Annotated in this window: 19 protein-coding genes and 1 pseudogene; 3 read left to right on the top strand and 17 right to left on the bottom strand. The window is 63.8% G+C overall.

Annotated elements, in window-relative coordinates:
* Positions 1 to 151 precede the first annotated feature (151 nt).
* The 8 genes from AC13EK_RS10185 to AC13EK_RS10150 all read right to left on the bottom strand — a co-directional run bounded on the left by AC13EK_RS10185 (position 152) and on the right by AC13EK_RS10150 (position 5225).
* Positions 152 to 721 (bottom strand): type 1 glutamine amidotransferase domain-containing protein, encoded by a 570-nt coding sequence (locus AC13EK_RS10185; RefSeq protein ID WP_483022188.1) that lies wholly within the window; start codon positions 719 to 721, stop codon positions 152 to 154.
* Between the two features lie 31 nt (positions 722 to 752).
* Complete coding sequence (locus AC13EK_RS10180) at positions 753 to 1892, bottom strand: glutathione-independent formaldehyde dehydrogenase (RefSeq protein WP_026109581.1); 1140 nt, start codon at positions 1890 to 1892, stop codon at positions 753 to 755.
* 299 nt (positions 1893 to 2191) lie between these two features.
* A complete protein-coding gene (locus AC13EK_RS10175; RefSeq protein ID WP_125999637.1) occupies positions 2192 to 2602 on the bottom strand; it encodes a GlcG/HbpS family heme-binding protein in 411 nt (136 codons plus the stop codon).
* A 110-nt stretch (positions 2603 to 2712) separates the two neighbouring features.
* Positions 2713 to 3006: a putative quinol monooxygenase gene (locus tag AC13EK_RS10170; protein WP_017503034.1), complete on the bottom strand. Its 294-nt coding sequence runs from the start codon at positions 3004 to 3006 to the stop codon at positions 2713 to 2715.
* Between the two features lie 110 nt (positions 3007 to 3116).
* A complete protein-coding gene (locus AC13EK_RS10165) occupies positions 3117 to 3857 on the bottom strand; it encodes an SDR family oxidoreductase (protein ID WP_017503035.1) in 741 nt (246 codons plus the stop codon).
* Between the two features lie 18 nt (positions 3858 to 3875).
* Complete coding sequence (locus tag AC13EK_RS10160) at positions 3876 to 4052, bottom strand: hypothetical protein (RefSeq protein ID WP_017503036.1); 177 nt, start codon at positions 4050 to 4052, stop codon at positions 3876 to 3878.
* A 10-nt stretch (positions 4053 to 4062) separates the two neighbouring features.
* Positions 4063 to 4359 carry a putative quinol monooxygenase gene (locus AC13EK_RS10155; RefSeq protein ID WP_026109582.1) on the bottom strand — a complete coding sequence of 99 codons (297 nt, stop codon included), beginning with the start codon at positions 4357 to 4359 and terminating at the stop codon, positions 4063 to 4065.
* 71 nt (positions 4360 to 4430) lie between these two features.
* A complete protein-coding gene (locus tag AC13EK_RS10150; RefSeq protein ID WP_026109583.1) occupies positions 4431 to 5225 on the bottom strand; it encodes a type 1 glutamine amidotransferase domain-containing protein in 795 nt (264 codons plus the stop codon).
* Positions 5226 to 5338: 113 nt separating this feature from the next.
* Here AC13EK_RS10150 and AC13EK_RS10145 point away from each other — a divergent pair, with 113 nt between their 5' ends.
* On the top strand, positions 5339 to 6274 hold the full coding sequence (locus tag AC13EK_RS10145) for a LysR family transcriptional regulator (protein ID WP_063975933.1): 936 nt from the start codon (positions 5339 to 5341) through the stop codon (positions 6272 to 6274).
* A 68-nt stretch (positions 6275 to 6342) separates the two neighbouring features.
* On the opposite strand, the pseudogene AC13EK_RS10140 reads toward AC13EK_RS10145, so the two are convergent.
* Positions 6343 to 7087 (bottom strand): annotated as a pseudogene (locus AC13EK_RS10140) (IS5 family transposase).
* A 457-nt stretch (positions 7088 to 7544) separates the two neighbouring features.
* On the opposite strand from AC13EK_RS10140, the gene AC13EK_RS10135 reads away from it, so the two are divergent.
* The gene (locus AC13EK_RS10135) at positions 7545 to 7949 is read left to right on the top strand and encodes a single-stranded DNA-binding protein (RefSeq protein WP_278393585.1); all 405 of its coding nucleotides are present in this window, start codon (positions 7545 to 7547) and stop codon (positions 7947 to 7949) included.
* A 373-nt stretch (positions 7950 to 8322) separates the two neighbouring features.
* Here the strand turns inward: AC13EK_RS10135 and AC13EK_RS10130 are convergent, their stop codons facing one another.
* From AC13EK_RS10130 to AC13EK_RS10100, 7 genes are all read right to left on the bottom strand, one after another.
* Positions 8323 to 8472: a hypothetical protein gene (locus AC13EK_RS10130; RefSeq protein WP_017503593.1), complete on the bottom strand. Its 150-nt coding sequence runs from the start codon at positions 8470 to 8472 to the stop codon at positions 8323 to 8325.
* Between the two features lie 29 nt (positions 8473 to 8501).
* Positions 8502 to 8885 (bottom strand): response regulator, encoded by a 384-nt coding sequence (locus tag AC13EK_RS10125; RefSeq protein ID WP_051035858.1) that lies wholly within the window; start codon positions 8883 to 8885, stop codon positions 8502 to 8504.
* Between the two features lie 5 nt (positions 8886 to 8890).
* Positions 8891 to 12280: a chemotaxis protein CheB gene (locus tag AC13EK_RS10120; RefSeq protein WP_483022187.1), complete on the bottom strand. Its 3390-nt coding sequence runs from the start codon at positions 12278 to 12280 to the stop codon at positions 8891 to 8893.
* 26 nt (positions 12281 to 12306) lie between these two features.
* Positions 12307 to 12909: a PAS domain-containing protein gene (locus AC13EK_RS10115; RefSeq protein ID WP_278393588.1), complete on the bottom strand. Its 603-nt coding sequence runs from the start codon at positions 12907 to 12909 to the stop codon at positions 12307 to 12309.
* A 698-nt stretch (positions 12910 to 13607) separates the two neighbouring features.
* On the bottom strand, positions 13608 to 16925 hold the full coding sequence (locus tag AC13EK_RS10110) for an error-prone DNA polymerase (protein ID WP_037522550.1): 3318 nt from the start codon (positions 16923 to 16925) through the stop codon (positions 13608 to 13610).
* Positions 16922 to 18481 carry a DUF6504 family protein gene (locus AC13EK_RS10105; RefSeq protein WP_483022186.1) on the bottom strand — a complete coding sequence of 520 codons (1560 nt, stop codon included), beginning with the start codon at positions 18479 to 18481 and terminating at the stop codon, positions 16922 to 16924. Before AC13EK_RS10105 ends, AC13EK_RS10110 begins: the two co-directional genes overlap by 4 nt.
* Positions 18402 to 19133 carry an ImuA family protein gene (locus AC13EK_RS10100; protein ID WP_037522547.1) on the bottom strand — a complete coding sequence of 244 codons (732 nt, stop codon included), beginning with the start codon at positions 19131 to 19133 and terminating at the stop codon, positions 18402 to 18404. Before AC13EK_RS10100 ends, AC13EK_RS10105 begins: the two co-directional genes overlap by 80 nt.
* A 191-nt stretch (positions 19134 to 19324) precedes the next feature.
* On the opposite strand from AC13EK_RS10100, the gene AC13EK_RS10095 reads away from it, so the two are divergent.
* Complete coding sequence (locus AC13EK_RS10095; RefSeq protein ID WP_037522562.1) at positions 19325 to 19750, top strand: DUF1810 domain-containing protein; 426 nt, start codon at positions 19325 to 19327, stop codon at positions 19748 to 19750.
* A 154-nt stretch (positions 19751 to 19904) separates the two neighbouring features.
* Here AC13EK_RS10095 and AC13EK_RS10090 read toward each other — a convergent pair whose 3' ends face one another.
* The gene (locus AC13EK_RS10090) at positions 19905 to 20318 is read right to left on the bottom strand and encodes a thermonuclease family protein (RefSeq protein WP_483022185.1); all 414 of its coding nucleotides are present in this window, start codon (positions 20316 to 20318) and stop codon (positions 19905 to 19907) included.
* Positions 20319 to 20802: the final 484 nt, after the last annotated feature.

The raw sequence follows: 20802 nt of genomic DNA, 5'->3' as shown, positions 1-20802 counted from the left end.
GCGGCTTAGGGTTTGGGTGCCCGTCAGGTGCGCCGTGTTCGTGTGATACGCGGCGTGGCGGACGGCCAATCGCTGGCCATCCGCCACGCTTGCTTTGTGCGGACCTTCTCCAGGGAGAGGGCCCTCACATGGTTCGTCGAAACGCCCCGCCTTAATTCCCTGCTGCGGGCGCTGCGCCGACACCTTCTGCGATTTCCTCAACGAGTTTGGCGCAGAAGGCGGGCAAATCATTGGGATCGCGGCTGGTAACAAGGCCGTTGTCGACCACGACTTCCTCATTGGTCCATGCACCGCCGGCGTTCTCGATATCGACCTTCAGCGTCGGGTAGGACGTCAAGGTGCGACCCTGAAGCACGCCCGCCTCGATCAATGTCCAAGGTGCATGGCATATAGCCGCAACAGGTTTTTTCTGATCGAAGAAAGCCCGGATGAAAGCAATTGCCTCGACGCTGCCGCGCAGCTTGTCGGCACCGACAGTCCCTCCGGGCACAACAAGTCCGTCAAAATCGTCGGCTTTCACCTCGGAAAACGTCTTGTCGATAGTATAGCTGGCGCCCTCGTCAAGATCGCCATTGACTGTGCGAGCCTTGCCCGGTTCAAAACTGACCACGGTCACTTTGCCACCAGCGTCCTCGACAGCTTGCTTGGGCTTCGAGAATTCTGGTTCTTCCGTCCCACGGGGTGCGATCAGAATGGCAATGGATTTGCCTTCCAAAGTCATAATTTATTTCCTATTCCGTCGAAGACTAAGGTCAGGTGCCCGGCTTGAGCACGACCTTCGTCCAGCCAGCGTCGCGCTCGTCAAAATGCTTGTAGGCGTCTGGTGCCTGATCAAGCGGCAGTCGGTGCGAGATGATTTGGGCAGGATTGGCCCGGCCTTGCTCGATAAGCTTCATCAGTCGCCGGTTGTAGTGCTTTACATTGCACTGGCCGGTGCCGATCTTCTGGCCCTTGAACCAGAAGTTGCCGAAGTCGAACGCCATCTTGCCTTCCTTCTGGAGATCGTCGGGCGCGTTCGGGTCTTCCGGAATGAACACGCCGACGACGCCGATTCCGCCGGTGGCCTTCGTGCTTTTGACGAGGCAGTTCATCGTGTAGTTGCTGCGCTCCTTGCCGTGGCGATCGCAACACTGATACCCGACCGCCTCGACCCCGCGGTCGGTCCCGAGGCCGCTGGTCGCGTCAAGGATCTGCTGGGCGGGATCGCCCTTGCGCATGTCGATCGGAATAGCGCCCATCGCCTTGGCCAGTTTCAGGCGGTCATCGTGAGAATCGACCACGAAGATCTGAGAGGCACCGCGGATCTCGGCTGAGTGCGCGGCCATCAAACCGACCGGACCGGCGCCGTAGATCGCGATGCTTTCGCCAGGCAGGAAACCCGACAGTTCGACGCCATGCCAACCGGTGGGGAAGATGTCGGAGAGCATGACATAGTCATCCTCCTTCTCCTCAGCGTCCTCAGGCAGTTTCAGACAATTGAAGTCCGCATAAGGAACGCGCATCAACTCGGCCTGACCACCTTGCCACGGACCCATCTCGGCAAAGCCATACGCTGCGCCGGCGGTTCCAGGGTTGGTGGTGAGGCAGAAACCCGTCAAACCGCGTTCGCAATTTTCGCAGAAACCGCAACCGACATTGAACGGCATGCACACGCGATCGCCCTTCTTGATACGATCTACCGCAGAGCCGACTTCGATGACCTCGCCAAGGTTTTCGTGACCGAAGACCCTGCCCTTCTCGAAGCTGGTACGGCCCTCATACATGTGAAGGTCCGACCCGCAGATATTGGTCGTGGTCAGCCGGATGATAACATCGGTCTGCTTTTCGATCTTGGGATCATCGATGGTGCTGACAGAAACATCTTTGGGCCCGTTGTACACGACAGCTTTCACGGATCTTTTCCTTTCGCAGCTCTTCTCAACGCGTTATCAAATCGACAGCTTGGTGATCCGGTCCATCGCAACGGCGGACGACATCGCACCCTTCCAAGTGATCTCAGTTTCCTGAACCTTCTGCCATCTGAGAGGTTCCTACCCGTATGGCCGTCCCGGGATCGATTTATTGCGGTTTTCTGAATAACTGGGCCAGAACAGCCGAATAACGCGCTAAATGGAGGCGACCCGCGCCGCGCGGGAGGCACGCCCGGCGCCCGAGCGCCGCCGCCGACTGAGCCGGCGCCGCGCTCCAAGGCTCAGCCGCGCGCGAACGCCTGCGCCGCTGCCTCGGCCATGCTCTCGTCCTGCTTGCCGGTGCCGCCCGACACGCCCACCGCGCCGATCACCGTCTCGCCCTCCTTGATCGGCATGCCACAGGCGAAGATCATCACCTTGCCGCAGTTGTAGGCATGGATGCCGTAGAGGTCGGCGCCCGGCTGGGCGAGCTTCGCCAGCGCCTTGGTCTCGACGTCGAACGCGCGCGCCGTCCACGCCTTGCCGATCGCGATGTCGACGCTGCCGCGCCACGCATCGTCCATCCGCGCGAACGCCAGGAGGCAGCCGCTCGCGTCCACCACCGCGATGTTCGTCGGGTTGCCAATCCGTTCGGCCTCCGCGATCCCCGCATCGATGATCGTCCGCGCGTCGAGCGTCTGGATGGAGTGCATGGCGTGTCTCCGTGGCCAGTCCGGGGAAAACCGCTCGACGCACGCCGCCGCGCCCGTGTTTCCCCCACGCGGGCGATGAGAGCGACGCGCTAGGGTGCCGACTGCTTCCGCTATTTCGCGGCCAGCAAGGTGAACTTGTGAATCTGCGGCGGTTCGGAAAACAGTTCGTCTGCCTTGTCCATCAATGCGGCGGCAACCTTGCCGTCGAGATGGGCCTGCCGATCCTCCTCTGTGTCGAACGTATCGAAGATCGCGTACGCACCGGGACCTTCCTCGATCGCATACCAGGTCAGAGTGCCCGCCTCAGCTTGAACGAGCGGCAATGCCGAGGTCAGGAAATTGGCGACATCACGCTCTTTTCCGGGCTTGGCCTTCAGTGGTACATACAGGGCAAGTTTGGGCATAAATGACTCCCCAAGTGAAACGGGCAGATGTTATTCGGCAAAGTAACGGACGAGCGGGCCGGTCGTTCCCCATGAGGCGGAGCACAGGCGGCCCCGCCTCCTGGTCGAAATCAGAATTGCTGTGCGGTCGGCCGGATGACGATCGCGTTGACGTCGACGTCATCAGGTTGTTCGACAGCGAACGCGATAGCACGCGCCACCGATGCCGCCGGGATGGCCTGTTTGTAGAAGTCCAGCACCGTCTTGGCAGCCGCGCCAGAGGTCGTGAACTTCAAATCGCTTTCGACAGCTCCAGGCTCGATTGACGTGACCCGGACCTTTTCCCCCACCTCGTGGCGCAAGCCCTCGCTGATCGCGCTGACGGCGAACTTGGTGCCGGAATAGACCGTGCCGCCCGGAGCGAAGACCTTGATGCCCGCAACCGAGCTCAAGTTGATGATGTGACCGCTGCCCTGCTCGAGAAAGCCGGGAAGGGCCGCAGCGATGCCGTAGAGCGTGCCCTTCAGATTGACGTCGATCATCTGGTCCCACTCGTCGGTGTTGACCTCGGCCATCGGACGGATCGGCATCAGACCGGCGTTGTTGATCAGTACGTCGAGACGGCCGAAGTCGGCGACGATCGCGGCGACGACGGACTGGACCGCCGACTTGTCGGTGACGTCGAGCGCATAGGCGCGTGCCGTTCCGCCGTTCTCGGCGATCTGCGCGACGACCTCGTCGAGCTTGTCCTTGCGCCGTGCGGCGATGGCGACCTTCGCACCGCGTTCGGCGAGAAGCCGCGCGGTTTCCGCGCCGATGCCGGTGCTGCCGCCGGTGATGAGAACAACCTTGCCTTCGATACCTTTGGTCATGATTGTGTTTCCTTCACTTCAAATGTTGATTTTTCGCTGGGTCGCGGCCCCGCGCCAGCGGTAGCCGCGTGGATGAACGAGGCCCATAAGGCCCAGGCGAAGCGCAGGTGCCAACAGGCCGATCATCCGCAGCTCCTCTATGTAGAACGGTTGTGCCAGCAGCGCCGACCCCACCCATTCTTTAAGGTTGCCCATGGCAGCACCCCTAGGTCGCGGAGACGGGGTTGAGGACGAACGCGCCGCGCTCAGCCAGATCGCCGATCTGAGAGAGGTAGTTTTGGAAGTGGGGCGTCGCGCGGTGGGCGGTAACCGCATCCGCGTCCGCGTACAGCTCGTCGAGGACGAAGCGGTTCGGATCGCTCTGGTCCTGCCAGAGATCGTAGCGCAAATTGCCCGGCTCGGCACGGCTCGGCTTTAGCATGGCGTCGAGCAGAGCGCGCAGGCGGTCGACGGTATCCGCACGGGCGGTTAAGACGGCGACGATCTTCACGTTGGAGGTCATGGTACCGTTCCTCATAATGGTTCTATGCGAAGCGGGGCGCATCCTGAGCGCCCCGCCCGTCATCCTGGTACTCACGCAGCGGCGCGATCGAGGGCTTCGATCAAAGCGTCGGCCATGGCTTGGTCCGACGCCGGATTCTGACCCGTGATCAGCTCTCGGTCCACGACGACATTCGAAGCGAAGTTCTTGTCGGTGACAGAGACGTCGCCACCGGCCGACCGCAGCGCCTTTTCCATGTCGAAGTAGAGTTCGCCCTTCAGCACTTGCTCCTCGGCGATCTTTTCCTCGCTCGCCGAAAAGACTGTCATGCGGTAACCCGCGTAGATCCAGTCTCGCGCCAGGTCGGCCGCCCCGGCGTCATCGCCTTCCTCCAGCGCCTTGCGGAAGGCCGGAGCATCGTCGAGCGCGGAGACAACGACCACCGGTCCGTGGCAGAGGAGCGCGGTCGGCTTGGCCGTCGCGTGGAAGTGACGGAGGATCGTGCCCGCATCGCGGTCCTGCATCAGATCGACAATGGGCGCGTGACCTCCCGGCACGAACACGCCAACGAAGCCGTCCAGACCCTCGTCGACGACCGATTTCAGCGTGCGGACGTCGTTCATGGCCGGGTGGCTGGCGAAGAAGTCCTTGGCGCGCTGGTATGCCGCCTCATCACCGCCGAAGTGGTCCTTCGTGTCGGAGCCGGCGTCGATGTGCGGCTTGGTCCCGTTGGGCGTAGCGAGAACAATATCATAGCCGGCGTCGAGCAGTGCCAGCGCGGGGACTGCCGTCTCGTTGAGATACTGACCGACCGTTGCGGTACTGCCGCTACGCAGACCGAGCCGTGTCGCATTCGATCCAAGAACGAGAACCTGACCCTTGCTCATCTCAACCTCCATGTTCGCGGCGCCCGTCGCCGATGGATGGGAAATGGGCCTCGTTGATATATTCTAGAAGTTTATATTTCTAATGTCAGATATACGTCTGACAGGATGACTGCATGCGCTACGATCTGAACCTGCTGCCGATCTTCGTCGCGTTGATGGAGGAGCGCAGCGTCACGCGGGCTGCCGAGCGCATGGGCATGACGCAGCCCGCCCTGTCTAATGCCCTATCGCGTCTACGACTGATGCTTCAGGACCAACTGTTCGTCCGCGAGCGCTACGGCATCCAGCCGACCCCGATCGCGCTTGAACTCTCACCGCTGATCGCCGAGGCACTTGCGCAGCTCGACAATGCGGTCCTCGGTCAGCAGGCCTTCGACCCCGTAAAGGCCGAACGGCTCTTCACGATCGCGCCGAACGGCTATGTCGAGTTCGTCCTCGTCCCCGCTATCGTGGCGCGCCTGGAGAAGGTCGCCCCCGGCATAAAGCTTCGTCTGACGCCCTACGGGAACGATCTTGTGGAAACAGGCGTCGTGTCGGGCACGACGGCGCTCGTGCTGGGCCGCATCGTCGATCCGCCCGATAACCTCGTCGTCCAGCACCTGATGGACGAAGGGCTCGCCTGCGCCGTCCGTACTGACCATCCGGGCGTCGGCGATGTCATGACGCGCGAGCAGTTCGAGACGATGAAGCATGTCAACATCGTGCCGCCCGGACGGATGCGCGCCGGTTTGTTTCAGGCGCTGGCGCAGCAACAGCTGAAGCGAGACGTCGCGATCTCCGTGACCAACTTCTTCGCGGCAGCCGAGATGGTAGCGGTGACCGACTATTGCGCCACCCTGCCCACGCTCATCTGCCGACAGTTGATGCACGACCCCCGGCTGAAGGTCCTGCCCGCCCCGGTCGACCTCGGCAGCTTTCCCGTCGAGATGGCCTGGCACGTCCGTTACCGCCACGATCCCGCCCACCGCTGGCTACGGGCGCTGATCGGCGAAGTCATCACCGACTTCAAGGACAAGACGGCAGCAACAGCCATGACGTCGCCAACGTGATGGACTTCATTCGGCCGGGCGACGCCGGTTGAATTTCACAAACATTCCTTAGGGTCAGGACGCGTTGATCACAGCCAGAAGATGACGGTGGCAGCGTGGGCGATGGCGGAGAAGAAGACCGTAGGGCAGCGATCGTAGCGGGTGGCGACGCGGCGCCAGTCTTTGAGGCGGCCGAACATGATCTCGATGCGGCTGCGGCGCCGATAGCGGCGCTTATCGTATCGGACGGGCTCGTTGCGCGACCTGCGGCTTGGGATGCAAGGCTCGATGCCCTTGGCCTGAAGAGCGTCCCTGAACCAGTCGGCATCGTAGCCGCGGTCGCCGAGCAGCCACTGCGCTTTTGGCAGGTCGTCCAGCAGCGCGGCCGCACCGGTGTAGTCGCTGACCTGACCGGCGGTCATGAAGAAGCTCAAGGGCGACCGTTCGCGTCGGCGACGGCATGGAGCTTGGTGTTCATGCCGCCTTTCGTGCGTCCGATCAGGCGGTCGAGATCCCCCTTTTTACCCGTAGGCTCGATGCCGTGCGGTGCGCCTTCAGGTAGGTCGCGTCGATCATCACCGTTTTGGGTTTGGCGCCCACCGCAGCCGCACCTTCTATGATGCGCGTGAACACGCGTGCCTCACCCCAGCGCTTCCAGCGGTTGTGCGGGCCGTACACGCCAGGAGCGTCGCGCCAGCGCAGCCCGTTGCGGTTGACGAATACGATGCCGCTCAGCACCCGCCGGTCATCCACTCGAGATTTGCCGTGGCTCTTCAGAAAGAACGGCCGCAGCCGCTCCATCTGCTCATCCGTTAGCCAAAACAGGTCGCTCATGTCCTTCGTGCTTGTCGATCCGCAAAGCCAACACCAACGCCAGGCAGCAGTGCAGGCCATCATGCCATCTCTCGGAATTCGGCAGCGCTCTGACTGCCGTTTCGCTAGCGTTTGGTGCCGAAGGGTGGGGCAGAGGGAGAGAGCTGTACCACCCCCGGTAGGGACCGTGGGGCTGACGGGGCGGGGATAGACGACGTCCGGCATGGTTTCCGACAGATCGTGCCGGCAGTGAGGAATGCTCCCTTCTTATTCACCTGCCCCCTAAGTCGGCCGTCCAGCGTCTCCAACCCGCGAACCTTCGGGCTGAGTTGCCGCGTTCCACGGCTGCCCGCACCACCCCTCGTTTCGGGGTTTCCCTGCGCGCTGGCGCGCTTCGGTGGAGACGCTGTCCTGGCCGCCTTTTTTGGGGATCAGTCGAAGGGATCATGCCTCGGCCGACAGAAAAGGAAACCTCGACATGCAGAACATCGTCATCCTCGCCGGCAACGTCGGCGCCACCCCTGAAGCCCGCACCACGCAGGGCGGCGCCAAGATCACCCATTTCAGCTTCGCGACTTCGCGGCCCAAGCGCGACAGCGACGGCAAGGTCATCAAGGATCGCGACGGCTACCGCGTCGAAGACACCGAATGGCACCGGATCACCTGCTTCAACGGCGTCGGCAAGACCGTTGAAGAATATGTCGACAAGGGCATGAAGGTGATGGTCCGCGGCCGCATCCACTACACCAGCTGGACCGATCAGGACGACATCAAGCGCTATGGCACCGAGATCATCGCCGACGAGGTGACCTTCCTCACCCGGGCCAAGCCGGCGGATCGTTCGGGCAAAGACATGCCGGATGACGAAGAGATCCCCTTCTGAAGCCGGATCGGCCCGGTGGCAGATGCCACCGGGCCTTTTTATGTGAGGACCAGCACATCGACAGGTCCGGCCCGGCGCCCTATCCGACTTCCGTCGGCCTCGGGCTTAGGTGAGAGGGAATTCTCGCCATCAAGCCGAGGCTTCAACGCGCCAGACAGCGGACATCCAGCCTATGACGTGGTCTGGGACATTTCTGGCCTTCCCAGTCGGCATGTCGAACGTCTGCGCCTGTGAGCAACCAACGTCAGCTTGTCCCAATCGAACGGCTTTGGTTGCGTCTGATAGTATCTCGTTAAGGCTTTACGCGTCCAAGAACGTATTCAAACGGCCGCTCGAAAAGTGCGGCGTTACGCAGTGGCATCGAAACGTCAAATCAATGACCCAGCGGTTCGCGGTCGGCACGCAATCTCACATCGCTCTTGACGCATGCCGGAACATCGACATCGTCCGCCACAATACTGGGTGAGCCAAAGGTCAGAAAGAACCTGAGATCTTTCACATACAGCTGGCTGGCAGCGCGCATCAGGATTTTGAAACTTTCCCAATCAGTCGTCAGAGGACCGCAGCGCTAGCCATATCCCAATCACCTTCGGTAACTCTCTTCAATGTGTCCCGAAGCTGGGCAGGTGAACATGGTTTGCCGCAGACAACCGCGCTGGGGAACCGCTCGACGAGCATTGATGCGTCGGCGTGTCCTGAATGAAAGATGAATGGAATGCCTGCCGCGGCTAGTGCCTCTGCCACGGGATAGACCTCGCCATCTGCCAGTCGCACATCGAGGATGGCACAATCCGGCAGCACGCTACCTAGGGCAGACATGGCAGACGCGACGGAGATATATGGCCCGTCGACCGAGAAGCCCGCATTCTCAATGGTGTCCTGCAGGTCGAGCGCCACGAACAGTTCGTCTTCAACCAACAATACCGTCCCGGCCATTCGCATCATCCATCCAGCAGTCTTGCCGAAGGCAAACAGAGCTCGATCGTGAAAGTTCCGTCTTTCATCCCGCGCGTGAGCTCGGCACCAAGCTGCTTCGCGGAAGTCTTCACCAGGACCGTTCCGAACCCCGTTCCCTCTGAAAGGGAGGCTTCGTGAGAAAAGGTCTCTGCCCATCGCAGTCGCAAGATATCATTTTCTAGCGCCCAACCGATCCGAAGGACGCCGCCATCTGGGCTCAAGGCTCCATACTTCACCGCATTCGTGGCCCATTCGTGCAGCATCAGCGCAAGAGGCGAGAGGCAGGACCGCACAATGCGAACATGCGGTCCATCGACAGCTATGTCAGCGTGGGCGCGATAGGGTGCCAGAGTCGCTTCGATCAGATCGGCCAGATCGATGGCCTGCACTTCGCCCGTTGGCGAGGCGAGTGAATGGGCATTGCCCAACGCGGCGATCCGTTCCCGCATGTCTGCCGCAAAGGCGCGCACGTCCTGATGGGAGCGCGAGCCAGCCGAGATCATGCCGGCGACGATGGCGAATAGGTTCTTCACCCGATGGTTCATCTCGCGCAGCATGAGCTCGCGCGTCTCGGCAAGCGTATATTCCGGCGTCACGTCGATCGAGACCCCTACCAGTCGAGGCGATCCTTCGCCGACGACCAATCGACCGAAACTCTTTATGCGACGCGTCTCCTCTCTCAGAACGACCCGGTAGCTCGCTTCGAAATCGCCACCATCCGCAATGACCTTTGCGAGCGCGGCCTCGAAGCCGGGTCGATCATCGGGATGCATGCGGCCGAGCCGCGTTTCGACATCGGTGGAAGCTGTCTCGAGCGCAATTCCGAGGATTTCGCGGCCATGGGCGTCAGCGACGGCTTCCCGCGTCTCGACGTCATATTCCCATACGGCTATGCCGCCTGCCCGTATCGCCATGTCCAGCCGCTCGCGCTGCGCCGCTAGATCCCGCTCCATCGAAAGAGCTTCCGTGATGTCCGTCAGCACCAAGGTAGCGCCGTCCGTAGCGCCGTTCTGCAGGCGATAGGGAAGAGTCCGCAGCGACAGACAGCGCTCACCATCCCGTGTGGTGACACGCCGCTGGATCGCCGCATGTCCCGCTGCGACAGCGCGGGCATCATCCATATAGTCCGCTTCCACAAGACGCGTCGAAACGTCCTCCAGCGGCCGCCCGCGGTCGCCGGGCTGCAAGGGAAAGAGCGATGTCGCCGCCTCGGTGAAGCTGCGGATGCGCAGGTCGGAATCCAGCACGACCACTGCCAGTTCGGTGGACTCGAAGAAATTGCGCAGGTCGGAATTGGCGACGGTCAGCTGATCGACCTTGGACTTGAGTTCGTCGTTGACGGTGGACAACTCCTCGTTCGTGGATTGGAGCTCCTCGTTCATCGACATCATTTCTTCGTTGGAGCTTTTCAGCTCCTCGTTCGCCGTTTCCAGTTCCTCTACGGTCGAGCGCAGTCGATGGCGTGTGACCCGAAGCTCGTCCTCCAGCGCGTCGAGATGGTCATCGCCTGCGTCCATCTCAGCCATATCATCCTCCAGCACAGGCCGGAAGGGAGCGGTGTCGCGGAAGACAAAGAGCAACATGCCGTCAGGCAGGGGATCGCACACGACGTCGATCTGCTGGTTGCCATATTCCGTCTCGACCTGAACGTCTCGCACGACGACCCGCTTGCGGGTGTCGCGTCCCTCTCGCAGCAGTGGGCCAAGCACGGTGCGCAGGCCCGCCCTGGCGAGGCTGATCGCGCTCGATCCGCCGGTGCGTGTGACCGGGAAGTCGAAGTATCGTCCCAACCGTCCATAGGCGGCGATAATTCCGCCATCCTGGTCCAGGACCAGACTGGCAGGAGCATAGCGGTCCACGATCCGGCGCACCGCAGCGCCTTCGTCCGACAGGGTGCGGCCGCTCCCCCTCTCGGTCCGGCCGTCCGGGCGAGTGCCGCGTGGATAGGCGCTGCCAGGCAGGTCTATGGGATAGCTGGGCGGGCCTGGCGCGCGCTTAAAAAGACGCCCGTACTGGTCGAGGGTCGGGAAGAGATGCTCGAACCGGCCGACGCTCTCCGACGGGCCGAGAAAGAGATAGCCACCCGGTCGGATCGCATAATGCAGAAGCGGCATCACCGACTGCTGCAGCCGGTCGTCGAAGTAGATGAGGAGGTTGCGGCAGGACACCAGATCGATCCGCGAGAACGGCGGATCCTTGACGATGCTGTGGTTGGAGAAGCGGATCATGTCCCGGATCTGAGACGCGATCGTGAACCGCTCCGCATGCGGGATCGCATAATGTTCGCGTAGGGCGATCGGCATGTCGCCGAGAGCCGAGGCGGGATAGACGCCCTCCCGCGCGATCTGGAGCATGCTCTCGTCGATATCCGTGGCGAAGATCTGCACCGTGGCAGGAGTCACACCCAGCTTGCGCGCCGCCTCGGCGAACAGGATGGCGATGCTATATGCTTCCTCGCCGGACGAGCAGCCGGGCACCCAGATGCGTATCTCCTCGCCATCGCTCTCCAGCATCAGCGGCTCCACCACTTGCGTGCGCAGTCGCTCGAACAGCTCGGCATCACGGAAGAATCGGGTCACGTTGATGAGGAGGTCACGGAACAGCGCCTCGCACTCCTCCGCGTCGGACTTGATGCGCGCGAGATAGGTGCTTCCCGAGCCGATGCCGAGCACATGCATGCGCCGCTCGACCCTGCGGATCAGAGTCGTGCGCTTGTAGCCGGAGAAGTCATGACCAACGGCGGCGCGTAAGGTCTTGCACATCTCGTCGACATGGTCGGCGACGAGTGCCGCCTCCCGCTCTGCCGCATCGATGGCACGATGGTTGAAGAAGGCGATGAGGCAGTCGACCATGTCGCCCGGCGATTTCACATAGTCGACGAGTCCCGTGCCTACCGCCGACAGCGGCATGCCGTCATATCGCGCGCTTTCAGGCTGCTGGACCAGGCAAACGCCACCATTCTCCTTGATTGCGCGCAGACCCGTGGTCCCGTCAGCGCCGGTGCCCGACAGGATGACGCACGCCGCATCCCCCTGCTGGTCGGTGGCGAGCGAGATGAAAAAGTCGTCGATGGGACGGCGCAGGCCGCGTGGCTGGGCGAACTCGGTCAGTTCCAGCACGCCGTCGCAGATGGCGAGGCCGTGACCCGGCGGGATGATGTAGACTTTGTCGGCAGCGATCTTCTCGCCCCCTTCGGATTGCAGCACTTCCAGGGTTGTGTGCCGGTCGAGCAGCTGCGCCATCATGCTCTCGTGGGTCGGGTCGAGATGCTGGACTATGACGAAGGCCATCCCGGTCGGCCCCCGGGCTGTCGACAGCATCTCGCGCAGCGCCTCCAGCCCACCGGCCGAGGCACCGATGCCGACGACTGGCAAGCGCGGTGACGGAACGTTCTCGCTGCTCAAAGGAATGAGCCGCGGTCTAGCTCGTTCAGGGTCAGTTTGGCCTGGGCGATGGTGGCGGCCGAATTCGCGATGGTCATCAGCGATCCCTCGACCACGAGGCCGCTCTCAGCCAGCACCGGGCTGATGTGGTTCAACGCCCGGCCCAGGTCGGCATCATATTCCTCTAGCAAGTCCGCCTGTGTGCGGCTGACGTCGAACTGCGATGCGAAGATGTAGCGCACCTCGCCTGACTGCGTCCGCAGCTTCGACATGTAGAGGAGGTTGACGAACGGACTGCCGTCCTTGCGAAAGTTGACGATGGGGGTGCGGACATTGGCGATCCGGTCCTCCGCCAGAAACGAATGGATCTTCTCGCGCGCATCTTCATTCCGGCTCTCACCCTGGAGGAAGCGGCAGTTGCGGCCGACGATCTCGCTGGTTGCGTAGCCCGTCAGATCGCGGAAGCGCCTGTTGGTCAGCAGCAGGGCGTGGTCACCTGACGCCTTTCCGAGGGATAGGGCAACCGGCGAACTGTCGAAGTAGTCCCGCAGCTCCTCTGGAAGATCGTCGTGGTGCATGGATACTCCGATGGCGTCAGATTGCTGGGGATCGTCCAGCATGCTTCAGTGCCCCCAATGCTCGCCCTACCGATTGAGGCTAGGCAAGGCAAGGCGCAGTGCCCTGATCGAGATTGGCCCCGTGAAGTCGCCGAGTGGCTTAGCTGGCCGCTGATTTCTCCAATCGGCTCTGATATCCCTTATTCGCGCGATTCCTCGCCGTCTCGAGTTTGTACATACTAGCTGTGTCTGTTGAGGTCGCAGCGCTCGGCATCGAGGGCACGTCGCCTTGCGTCAATGTCCGCCAGCCTGCCCTTAAGATCGGCTTCGGCCTGATCGATCGCCTGCTCGGAAGCATCGAGCTTGGCGCGGTTGGGCCGGGGAATCTTCCTCTTCGGCTTTCGCGCCTCTTCTGATCGTTTTGCGACCGCTATCTGGCGGGCGCTTCGGCTCAGCAGCCTCGAAATGATCGCCCTCGCTGCCCCGGCTTACCTTGATAAAAACTGCGGGCTTTGCGAGCGGGTGCCTCCATCAGCTTGGGATCGGTGACCTTTTCGGCGATCCAGCGGGCGAACAGGTCAGCATCGGATCCCCATACCTCCAGCGCCGCCTTCTGGCTGCCACCGAAGGTAAATGCCGCGTCGACGAAGCCGCGGTTCCGTTGGAATGCTGAAGCAGCAGCTTTCGCCGAGAGCCGACCCCGCGTGAGCGGTAGTTATCCTCGAAACCCGGCTCTTAACCTGACGGTCGGCGACCGGCCATTATCGAAAATCTCGCGGCTTGATCTTGATGCCCTCGGTTGGCTGGCCCGGGATGATCCCCGATCCGAGCCGTAGATCGGGAATATAGATGTCGCGGGCGTCTCGCCCGAGCGGCCGCTGCTGGCGATCGCGCGGGTCGGGCGCCGTCGGGTTCCTAGCGATGTCCGCACGGCTCACCCGGTAGATATCGGCGACGTCGGCGCGGCGTCCGACGCTCGCCAGCATGCCCGACAGGTCATCGAGCCGCTGCGCGATGACATGGATCACCTCGCCTTCGCGCTGAACCTGGCCGCGCACCCCCATCATCGACGCGCCCAGGACAGTGCGACGGTTCTTCTCGAAGACATTGGTCCATACGACGAGGTTGGCGAGATCGGTCTCATCCTCGAGGGTGATGAACATCACGCCCTTGGCGCTGCCGGGCTTCTGGCGGACCAACACCAGCCCGGCCAGTTCGATCCAGCGGCCGTCGCGCGTGGTGCGCAACTGCTCGCAAGTGATCATCCGCCGCGCCTTGAGCTCCTCGCGCAGGAACGCGACCGGGTGCGCGCGCAGTGAAAGACCCGAGGCGCGATAATCCTCCACCACCTCCGCACCTTCACCCATTTCGGCCAGGATGACGGTGGGCTCGATCGCTTCCTCGCGCAGCTTGCCCGCCCGTTCGTCCGCCGCTGCGAACAGCGGCAGCGCCGCGTTCCCGAGACCCTTCACCGCCCAGAGGCCCGATCGCCGGTCGGCGCCGAGCGATCCGAACCCGTCAGCGTCGCCGATCCGGTCCAGCGCGCCGCGCCCGACGCCGGCACGCTGCTGGATCTCCTCGATGCTGGTGAAGGGCCTGTCGCCCCGCGCGGTGACAATCGCTGCTGCATCCGCATTGGCCAGATCGCGCGCCATGCGCAGGCCGAGCCGCACCGCTTTGTAGCGACCGCGGCCCTCCTCAAGCGTGCAATCCCAGCGACTGGCGTTGACGTCGATCGGGCGGATTTCGACGCCATGCTCGCGCGCGTCGCGCACGATCTGCGCCGGGGCGTAAAAGCCCATGGGCTGCGCGTTGAGGAGGCTTGCGCAAAAGGCGTCGGGATGATGGCATTTCATCCAGGACGAGGCATAGGCGATCAGCGCGAAGCTGGCGGCATGGCTTTCGGGAAAGCCATAGGAGCCGAAGCCTTCAATTTGCTTAAAAGTTTTCTCGGCGAACTCCTGATCATAGCCCCGGCTGACCATGCCGCTGATGAGCTTGTCGCGGAAATCGCTGACGCCGCCTGTCAATTTGAACGTCGCCATCGCACGGCGCAGCAGGTCCGCCTCGCTGGCCGTAAAGCCCGCGCATTCGATCGCCACGCGCATGGCCTGTTCCTGAAAGAGCGGCACGCCGAGCGTCTTTTCCAGCACGCGGCGCAATTCCTCGGTCGGATAGGTCACCTCCTCCTCGCCGTTGCGACGGCGGCGATAGGGATGGACCATGTCGCCCTGGATCGGGCCGGGCCGCACGATCGCGACCTGGATGACGAGATCGTAGAAGGTTTTGGGCGCCATCAGCGGGATCGAGGCCATCTGCGCGCGGGACTCGATCTGGAAGACGCCCAATGTGTCGGCCCTGCGGATCATCGCATAGGTCGCGGGATCCTCGGCCGGGATGGTCGCGAGGTCGTGCCGCAGCCCCTTGTCGTTCTCGAGAAACTCGAACGCGCGGCGCATGCAGCTCAACATGCCGAGCGCAAGCACATCGACCTTCATGAAGCCGAGAAGATCGATATCGTCTTTATCCCATTCTATCACCTGGCGATCGTCCATCGCCGCCGGTTCGATCGGCACCAGTTCGTCGAGCCGGTCACGGGTCAGCACGAAGCCACCGGGATGCTGGGACAGATGACGCGGGGTGTCGATCAGTTGGCGGGCGAGGTCGAGCGTCAGCGCGAGGCGGGTGTCGCTCAAATCGAGGTTGAGCTCCTGCGCGTGCTTCTCCTCCACCCCCTCGCGGCTATAGCCCCAGATCGCCCCGGCCAGACCCGCCGTCACATCCTCCGACAGGCCGAGCGCCTTGCCGACTTCGCGCACCGCGCCGCGCGCCCGGAAGCGGGTCACGACGGCGGTGAGCGCCGATCGCGTTCGGCCATAGGTCTCGTAGATCCACTGGATCACCTCCTCGCGCCGCTCATGTTCGAAATCGACGTCGATATCGGGCGGCTCGCGCCGCTCGGCCGACACGAAGCGTTCGAACAGCAATTCCGAGCGCACCGGATCGATCGAGGTGATGCCGAGGACATAACAGACCGCGCTGTTCGCCGCTGACCCGCGCCCCTGGCACAGGATCTCGCGCCGCCGGGCCTCGGCCACGATCGCATGGACGGTCAGGAAATAGGGGGCGTAATCGAGTTGCCCGATGAGCTGGAGCTCATGTTCGAGCTGCCGGCGCACCTTGTCGTCGACGCCTTGCGGATAGCGCATCGGCGCCTTCTCCCAGGTCAGCCGTTCCAGTTCTTCCTGCGGGGTGCGGCCGGGCACCTGGATCTCGTCGGGATATTGATATTTGAGCTCGTCGAGACTGAATGCGCAGCGCCTAGCGAATTCCACGCTGCGCGCGACCGGGCTGCTATCCTTGAGATAGCGCCGGAACAGCCGCGTCATCTCCGCGCCGGTCTTGAGATAACGGTCGGCGAACCGCTCGCGCGTGCGGCCCAGCGTGTCGATCGTGCATTTCTCGCGGATGCAGGTGACGACATCCTGCAGCTGGCGGCGTTCGGGCACATGATAGAGGACGTCGTTGGTCGCGATCGTCGGCACGCCTGCGGCGGCGGCGATCCGCGACAGGTCGCGCAGCCGGATTGCGTCCTTTGGCCGCCGCCGGACCGACAGCGCCATATAGGTGCGCTCGCCAAACAGCCGCTTCGTGCGCGCCAGCGCGGCCTGCGTCGTGGCATCGGCCCTGTCGGGGACGAGCATCGCCAGCAGTCCCTCGTTCCAGTCGGCCACATCCGACCAGTCGAGATGGCAGGCCCCCTTGCCCGCGCGCGTCTTGCCGATGCTGAGCAGTCGGCACAGGCGTCCATAGGCCGCCTTGTCGGTGGGATAGACGAGGAGGGCGGTGCCATCGGTGAGATCGAGCCGGCAGCCGACGATCGCGCGGACGCCGGTCTGCCGCTCCGCGTCCCATGCGCGCACGATCCCGGCGACCGAATGGCGGTCGACGACGCCAAGCGCGGGCATCTCCATCGCCGCTGCCGTCGCGAACAGATCCTCGGGGCTCGATGCCCCGCGCAGGAAACTGAAATGCGTTGTCACCTGCAGTTCGACATAGCCCGGTTTGCCCGCGCTCATGCGAAGGCGCCGTGGATGAACCAGCGCATCGGGCCGGTCGCGGCGCTCTCGCCGTCGCCGGCGCGGAACAGCCAATAGCGGCCGCCACTCACCGTCTCAACCTGATAATAATCGCGCACGCTGAGCGGCTGTCGCCCCTCGATGCCGCCATCGCGCCACCATTCGCCATGCAGCCGCTCCGGACCGTCGCCCTGCGTCACCCGGTATCGCTTGCCGCGCCAGATGAACATGCGCGGTGCATCGTCGGGCAACAGCGCGATCACCTCGATCGGTTCTGGTTTGGCCAGCATACGCGCCGGGCGGGGCAGATCATCGTCCCATCCCATGCCGCGCGCCTCACCCAACGCCGGCGCGCCGGTCGCGGAGCGTTCGGGCATGCCGCTCGGGCAAGGCGCCATCCGGTGCAGGTTTCTGGAGCCGAAGCGGTTGGCGAGCGTATCGACCAGCGCAGCCAGATCGGGCCCGCGCCGGCCCAGCTGTTCGAGGCTTTCGCCCTGTCGCGGCGCGGCCGCCTCCATCAGCGAGACCAGCAGCGTCATCGCCTCGATGCCAAGACCCGGTTCAACCGTTTCGATCTTCGCGCAGAGCAATTTGGCGAGATGCCCCGCATCCCGGCTCGGCGTGGCCGTCCCGATGCGGATGACCTGACAATGGCCATCGACACGGTGGAAATAGCAATCGAGACGCCTGCCTCCGCGTCCTGCGCGGGCAAGCTGTTCGACAATGTCGGCGACGAGATCGCCGATCACCTGGGCGAAAGCCTCGGGCGTCGCGATCGGCTCCATGAAACCGCGCTGCGCAAGCGGCATCTGTTCCGGAAAGATCGGCTCTATGGGTTCGGCGACCTGTCCGATGGCCTGGTCGAGACGGCGATGCAGGCTGCGGCCAAACCGCTTGGCGAGCGGCGCGCGGGGTGCGCCGAGCAGTTGTTCGACCCGCTCGAAGCCAAGCTTGCGCAGCCCCTCGACGATTTCGGCTTCGAGCCGCAGCGCCGGGATCGGGAGCAGCTCCATCGCCCTGCGATGCTGCCCCGGTTCGATGACGACGGGCCTGCCGTCGCGGACATGCCGTGCGACCGCGTGCGCGCAGCCCGCCGTGTCGGCGACCGCGATATGCACCGCGACGCCGAAGGCCGCGATGCGGCGATGCAGATCCTTGAGCAGGGCGGTTTCGCTGCCGAAGAGCGAGGCGCAGCCGGTGATGTCGATCCACAGCCCGTCCGGGGCGTCGGGCGCCACGATCGGCGAATAGCGCTGCCCGGCCCACAGGGCGAGGCGCCGCAGGCCGTCCATGTCAGCGTCGGGCAGCGCGTCGATGACCTCCAGTTCGGGCGCAAGCATCCGCGCCTTGGTGACGGTCATGCCGGGCATAACGCCGAGCGCGCGTGCGGCAGCATCCACCGCCGCGACGATCCGGCGGCCATGGTCAGGAATTGCGGTGACGAGCGGTCCGTCGGGCGTGGTGCTGCAACGCCCTTCAGGCGGCGATTTGGCTGTCGCCCGCCGCAGCCGGTCGGTCGACCAGTGCGGCAGGTAGACCGATACGACCCGTCGCATCGCAGCCCTCCACAATCCATGCGTGCGGATTACCGCCGCGTACGCGCTCCAGCGCCAGCTGCCATCGCGGACGGCCAAGGCTCGGGATGCCGAGATCCTCGCTCGGGCTCGCGGTCACCCGCCAGCGCGTGATCGCCGCCGTGCCCTCGGCCGCTTGCGCGACTTTCGACGCGCGCCGGAAGATGAAGGCCGGCACGCCCGACGCTTCGGCTGCGAGCTGCAGCCGCTTGGAGGCGGTGGTGCTGTATTTGCCGATCTCGCCCACGACGCCGCCGATCCCGGCATGGCGCAGGCATTCCTCCATCGCGAGCAGCACATTAGTGTCGCTGCCCGCCTCGACATAGATCACCCGGTCAGGATGCAGTCCCGCGAGGTGGAGCGCGGGGGCAAACAGGTCGCGCCATCGCAGGCACCACAGCACCGGCCCCTCCATCCGCGCGAGAATGCCGGCCAGGAACACCGTCGCGCTTGCATCGTCGGCAAGGTCTGGGCTGCCCGCGACCTCATGGAGCGCGCCGCCGGCAATACCGCCGCCCGGCAGGCGCGCGTCGATCGCCTCGATCCCGAACGGCGTGGTTGCGTGGCGTACGCCTTTGCCCTCGATCTGCGCAATATGCGCTCGCAGCTGATCAAGGACGGTGGCTTCACGCATGGCATTCAAAAGACTCGGGGTTTGATATGTTCTCTTTTTGTTCATACTGCTGCGATCGAGAGTCAAGCACCGGGTCCGTTCCGACTTGTTGACAGGAGGGCCCAAGTTGCGGGGGAGCGGGCATTTCATCTTTGAGAAAAATTTTGCGGCCGGGCGGCGCGCGCCTGCCCGCAGGCTATGACGGCATCATCATGACCGCCTCTTTCGACCTTGACCGATTCGTCGCCGCACAGGCGCAGATCTATAACACGGCCCTTGGCGAGATCCGCCGCGGCGCCAAGCGCAGTCACTGGATGTGGTTCATCTTTCCGCAGATCGCCGGTCTCGGGTCGAGCGAGATGGCGCGGCGCTACGCGATCGCATCACTCGACGAGGCGCGCGCCTATCTTGCGCACCCCGTGCTGGGTGCCCGGCTGCGCGATTGCGTGGCGGCGCTGCAGGACCTCACCGGCACCAGTGCCGAGGCGGTGTTCGGTGGCATCGATGCGCTGAAGCTCCGCTCGTCCCTCACCCTGTTCGTCGAAGCCGGGGGCGGGAGGCTGTTCACGGCCGCGCTTGATCGCTGGTTTGGCGGCGAGGCCGATGCAGCGACGCTGGCGCGCCTGGCCCCGCGCTGAGGCGAGGAACCGCTTGGGCGTCCATCGGTTCTAAAAGACGAGGCCGCTTGTTTCCCCCCGCTCATGCGGCCCCTGATACGGACCCGCCGGTTCCCCCGTTCCGGCGGGTCCATTTCTCCCTCTTTTTTGGACTTGAACGGCGGCATCGAGACGCCTATCGCGCGCGGCACCAGTCGGGCTTTGGCTGGCGACGCAGCCAGGGGCGCGCCGCACCGATGCTGATCAGCCTCGCGGCGAGATCGCGGCCGTCGAGGGTGAGGCGCGCAACAGTGCGATTATAGCTGCGCCCAGTCCGCTCGAAGCGGACGGTCTTGCCGTCGAGTAGGGCTTTCGCCTGCCGGGTCGCCGCTTTCCCGCGCGCGAGTTCGGCGGGGCATTTGGCCTGGCCGGCGCGGCTTTCGGGCGCATCGATATCGGCGATCCGGATCCGCTCGCCGCTCATCAGGCGAAAAGTGTCGCCATCGTTCACATAGCGGATCTTGCTGGTGGCTGCGGGGAGCGCTGACGCGCTCGACAGGCAGCAAACGAACAACAGGGCGGCGCGTGCATGTCGATAGGAAAGGGTCATTGGCCGCGCTCTAGCCGCTTGGGCATCATCGACAAACGGGCAACCGGCGTGCCGTGTCTCCTGGGCAGCGGGGTCGGTGGCGTGACGTCTCATGCCGGCCGACGGGATCACCCCGCTCTTTGAGGCGCAATCCTTGGTCGCTCCCGCGGACCTATCCGATCAACCCGTAAAGGGTCCGTACGCTCACGCTACGGCCTTTTGCCGTGCCGCCAAAAGGTGATCGCGGCCACGGGAGCGACGCTTCGGGCGGCTGTGCCGGATCGGGCTCTAGGCTGACGCCCCGAGCCCCGTACCGGGTCTCGGCCCTGCCGGGTAACGATCCCTTGCTGGACGGCCGATCCGGTGATCTGCCCCCCGCTGAGTGGCCCAGAGACTATGATAGTCTGGACCACGATGACCCTCACCCCAACACTGGTCCGGCCTTTGTGAGAAAAGCCGGCTGCTTTTGGATCAGGGCAGGCATGCCTGCCCTGATCCAAAAGCG

It is taken from the genome of Sphingobium sp. L-44 (genome assembly GCF_056859495.1).
Note: the sequence above shows the minus strand (reverse complement) of the source record. Positions and strands in the feature narration are given on the sequence as shown.

Excerpts from the sequence above, each read along its gene's own strand:
- AC13EK_RS10185 (WP_483022188.1), bottom strand. The coding sequence starts at position 721 with ATGACTTTGGAAGGCAAATCCATTGCCATTCTGATCGCACCCCGTGGG.
- AC13EK_RS10175 (WP_125999637.1), bottom strand. The coding sequence starts at position 2,602 with ATGCACTCCATCCAGACGCTCGACGCGCGGACGATCATCGATGCGGGG.
- AC13EK_RS10170 (WP_017503034.1), bottom strand. The coding sequence starts at position 3,006 with ATGCCCAAACTTGCCCTGTATGTACCACTGAAGGCCAAGCCCGGAAAA.
- AC13EK_RS10165 (WP_017503035.1), bottom strand. The coding sequence starts at position 3,857 with ATGACCAAAGGTATCGAAGGCAAGGTTGTTCTCATCACCGGCGGCAGC.
- AC13EK_RS10160 (WP_017503036.1), bottom strand. The coding sequence starts at position 4,052 with ATGGGCAACCTTAAAGAATGGGTGGGGTCGGCGCTGCTGGCACAACCG.
- AC13EK_RS10155 (WP_026109582.1), bottom strand. The coding sequence starts at position 4,359 with ATGACCTCCAACGTGAAGATCGTCGCCGTCTTAACCGCCCGTGCGGAT.
- AC13EK_RS10150 (WP_026109583.1), bottom strand. The coding sequence starts at position 5,225 with ATGAGCAAGGGTCAGGTTCTCGTTCTTGGATCGAATGCGACACGGCTC.
- AC13EK_RS10145 (WP_063975933.1), top strand. The coding sequence starts at position 5,339 with ATGCGCTACGATCTGAACCTGCTGCCGATCTTCGTCGCGTTGATGGAG.
- AC13EK_RS10135 (WP_278393585.1), top strand. The coding sequence starts at position 7,545 with ATGCAGAACATCGTCATCCTCGCCGGCAACGTCGGCGCCACCCCTGAA.
- AC13EK_RS10130 (WP_017503593.1), bottom strand. The coding sequence starts at position 8,472 with ATGCGCGCTGCCAGCCAGCTGTATGTGAAAGATCTCAGGTTCTTTCTG.
- AC13EK_RS10125 (WP_051035858.1), bottom strand. The coding sequence starts at position 8,885 with ATGGCCGGGACGGTATTGTTGGTTGAAGACGAACTGTTCGTGGCGCTC.
- AC13EK_RS10115 (WP_278393588.1), bottom strand. The coding sequence starts at position 12,909 with ATGCTGGACGATCCCCAGCAATCTGACGCCATCGGAGTATCCATGCAC.
- AC13EK_RS10110 (WP_037522550.1), bottom strand. The coding sequence starts at position 16,925 with ATGAGCGCGGGCAAACCGGGCTATGTCGAACTGCAGGTGACAACGCAT.
- AC13EK_RS10105 (WP_483022186.1), bottom strand. The coding sequence starts at position 18,481 with ATGCGACGGGTCGTATCGGTCTACCTGCCGCACTGGTCGACCGACCGG.
- AC13EK_RS10100 (WP_037522547.1), bottom strand. The coding sequence starts at position 19,133 with ATGCGTGAAGCCACCGTCCTTGATCAGCTGCGAGCGCATATTGCGCAG.
- AC13EK_RS10095 (WP_037522562.1), top strand. The coding sequence starts at position 19,325 with ATGACCGCCTCTTTCGACCTTGACCGATTCGTCGCCGCACAGGCGCAG.
- AC13EK_RS10090 (WP_483022185.1), bottom strand. The coding sequence starts at position 20,318 with ATGACCCTTTCCTATCGACATGCACGCGCCGCCCTGTTGTTCGTTTGC.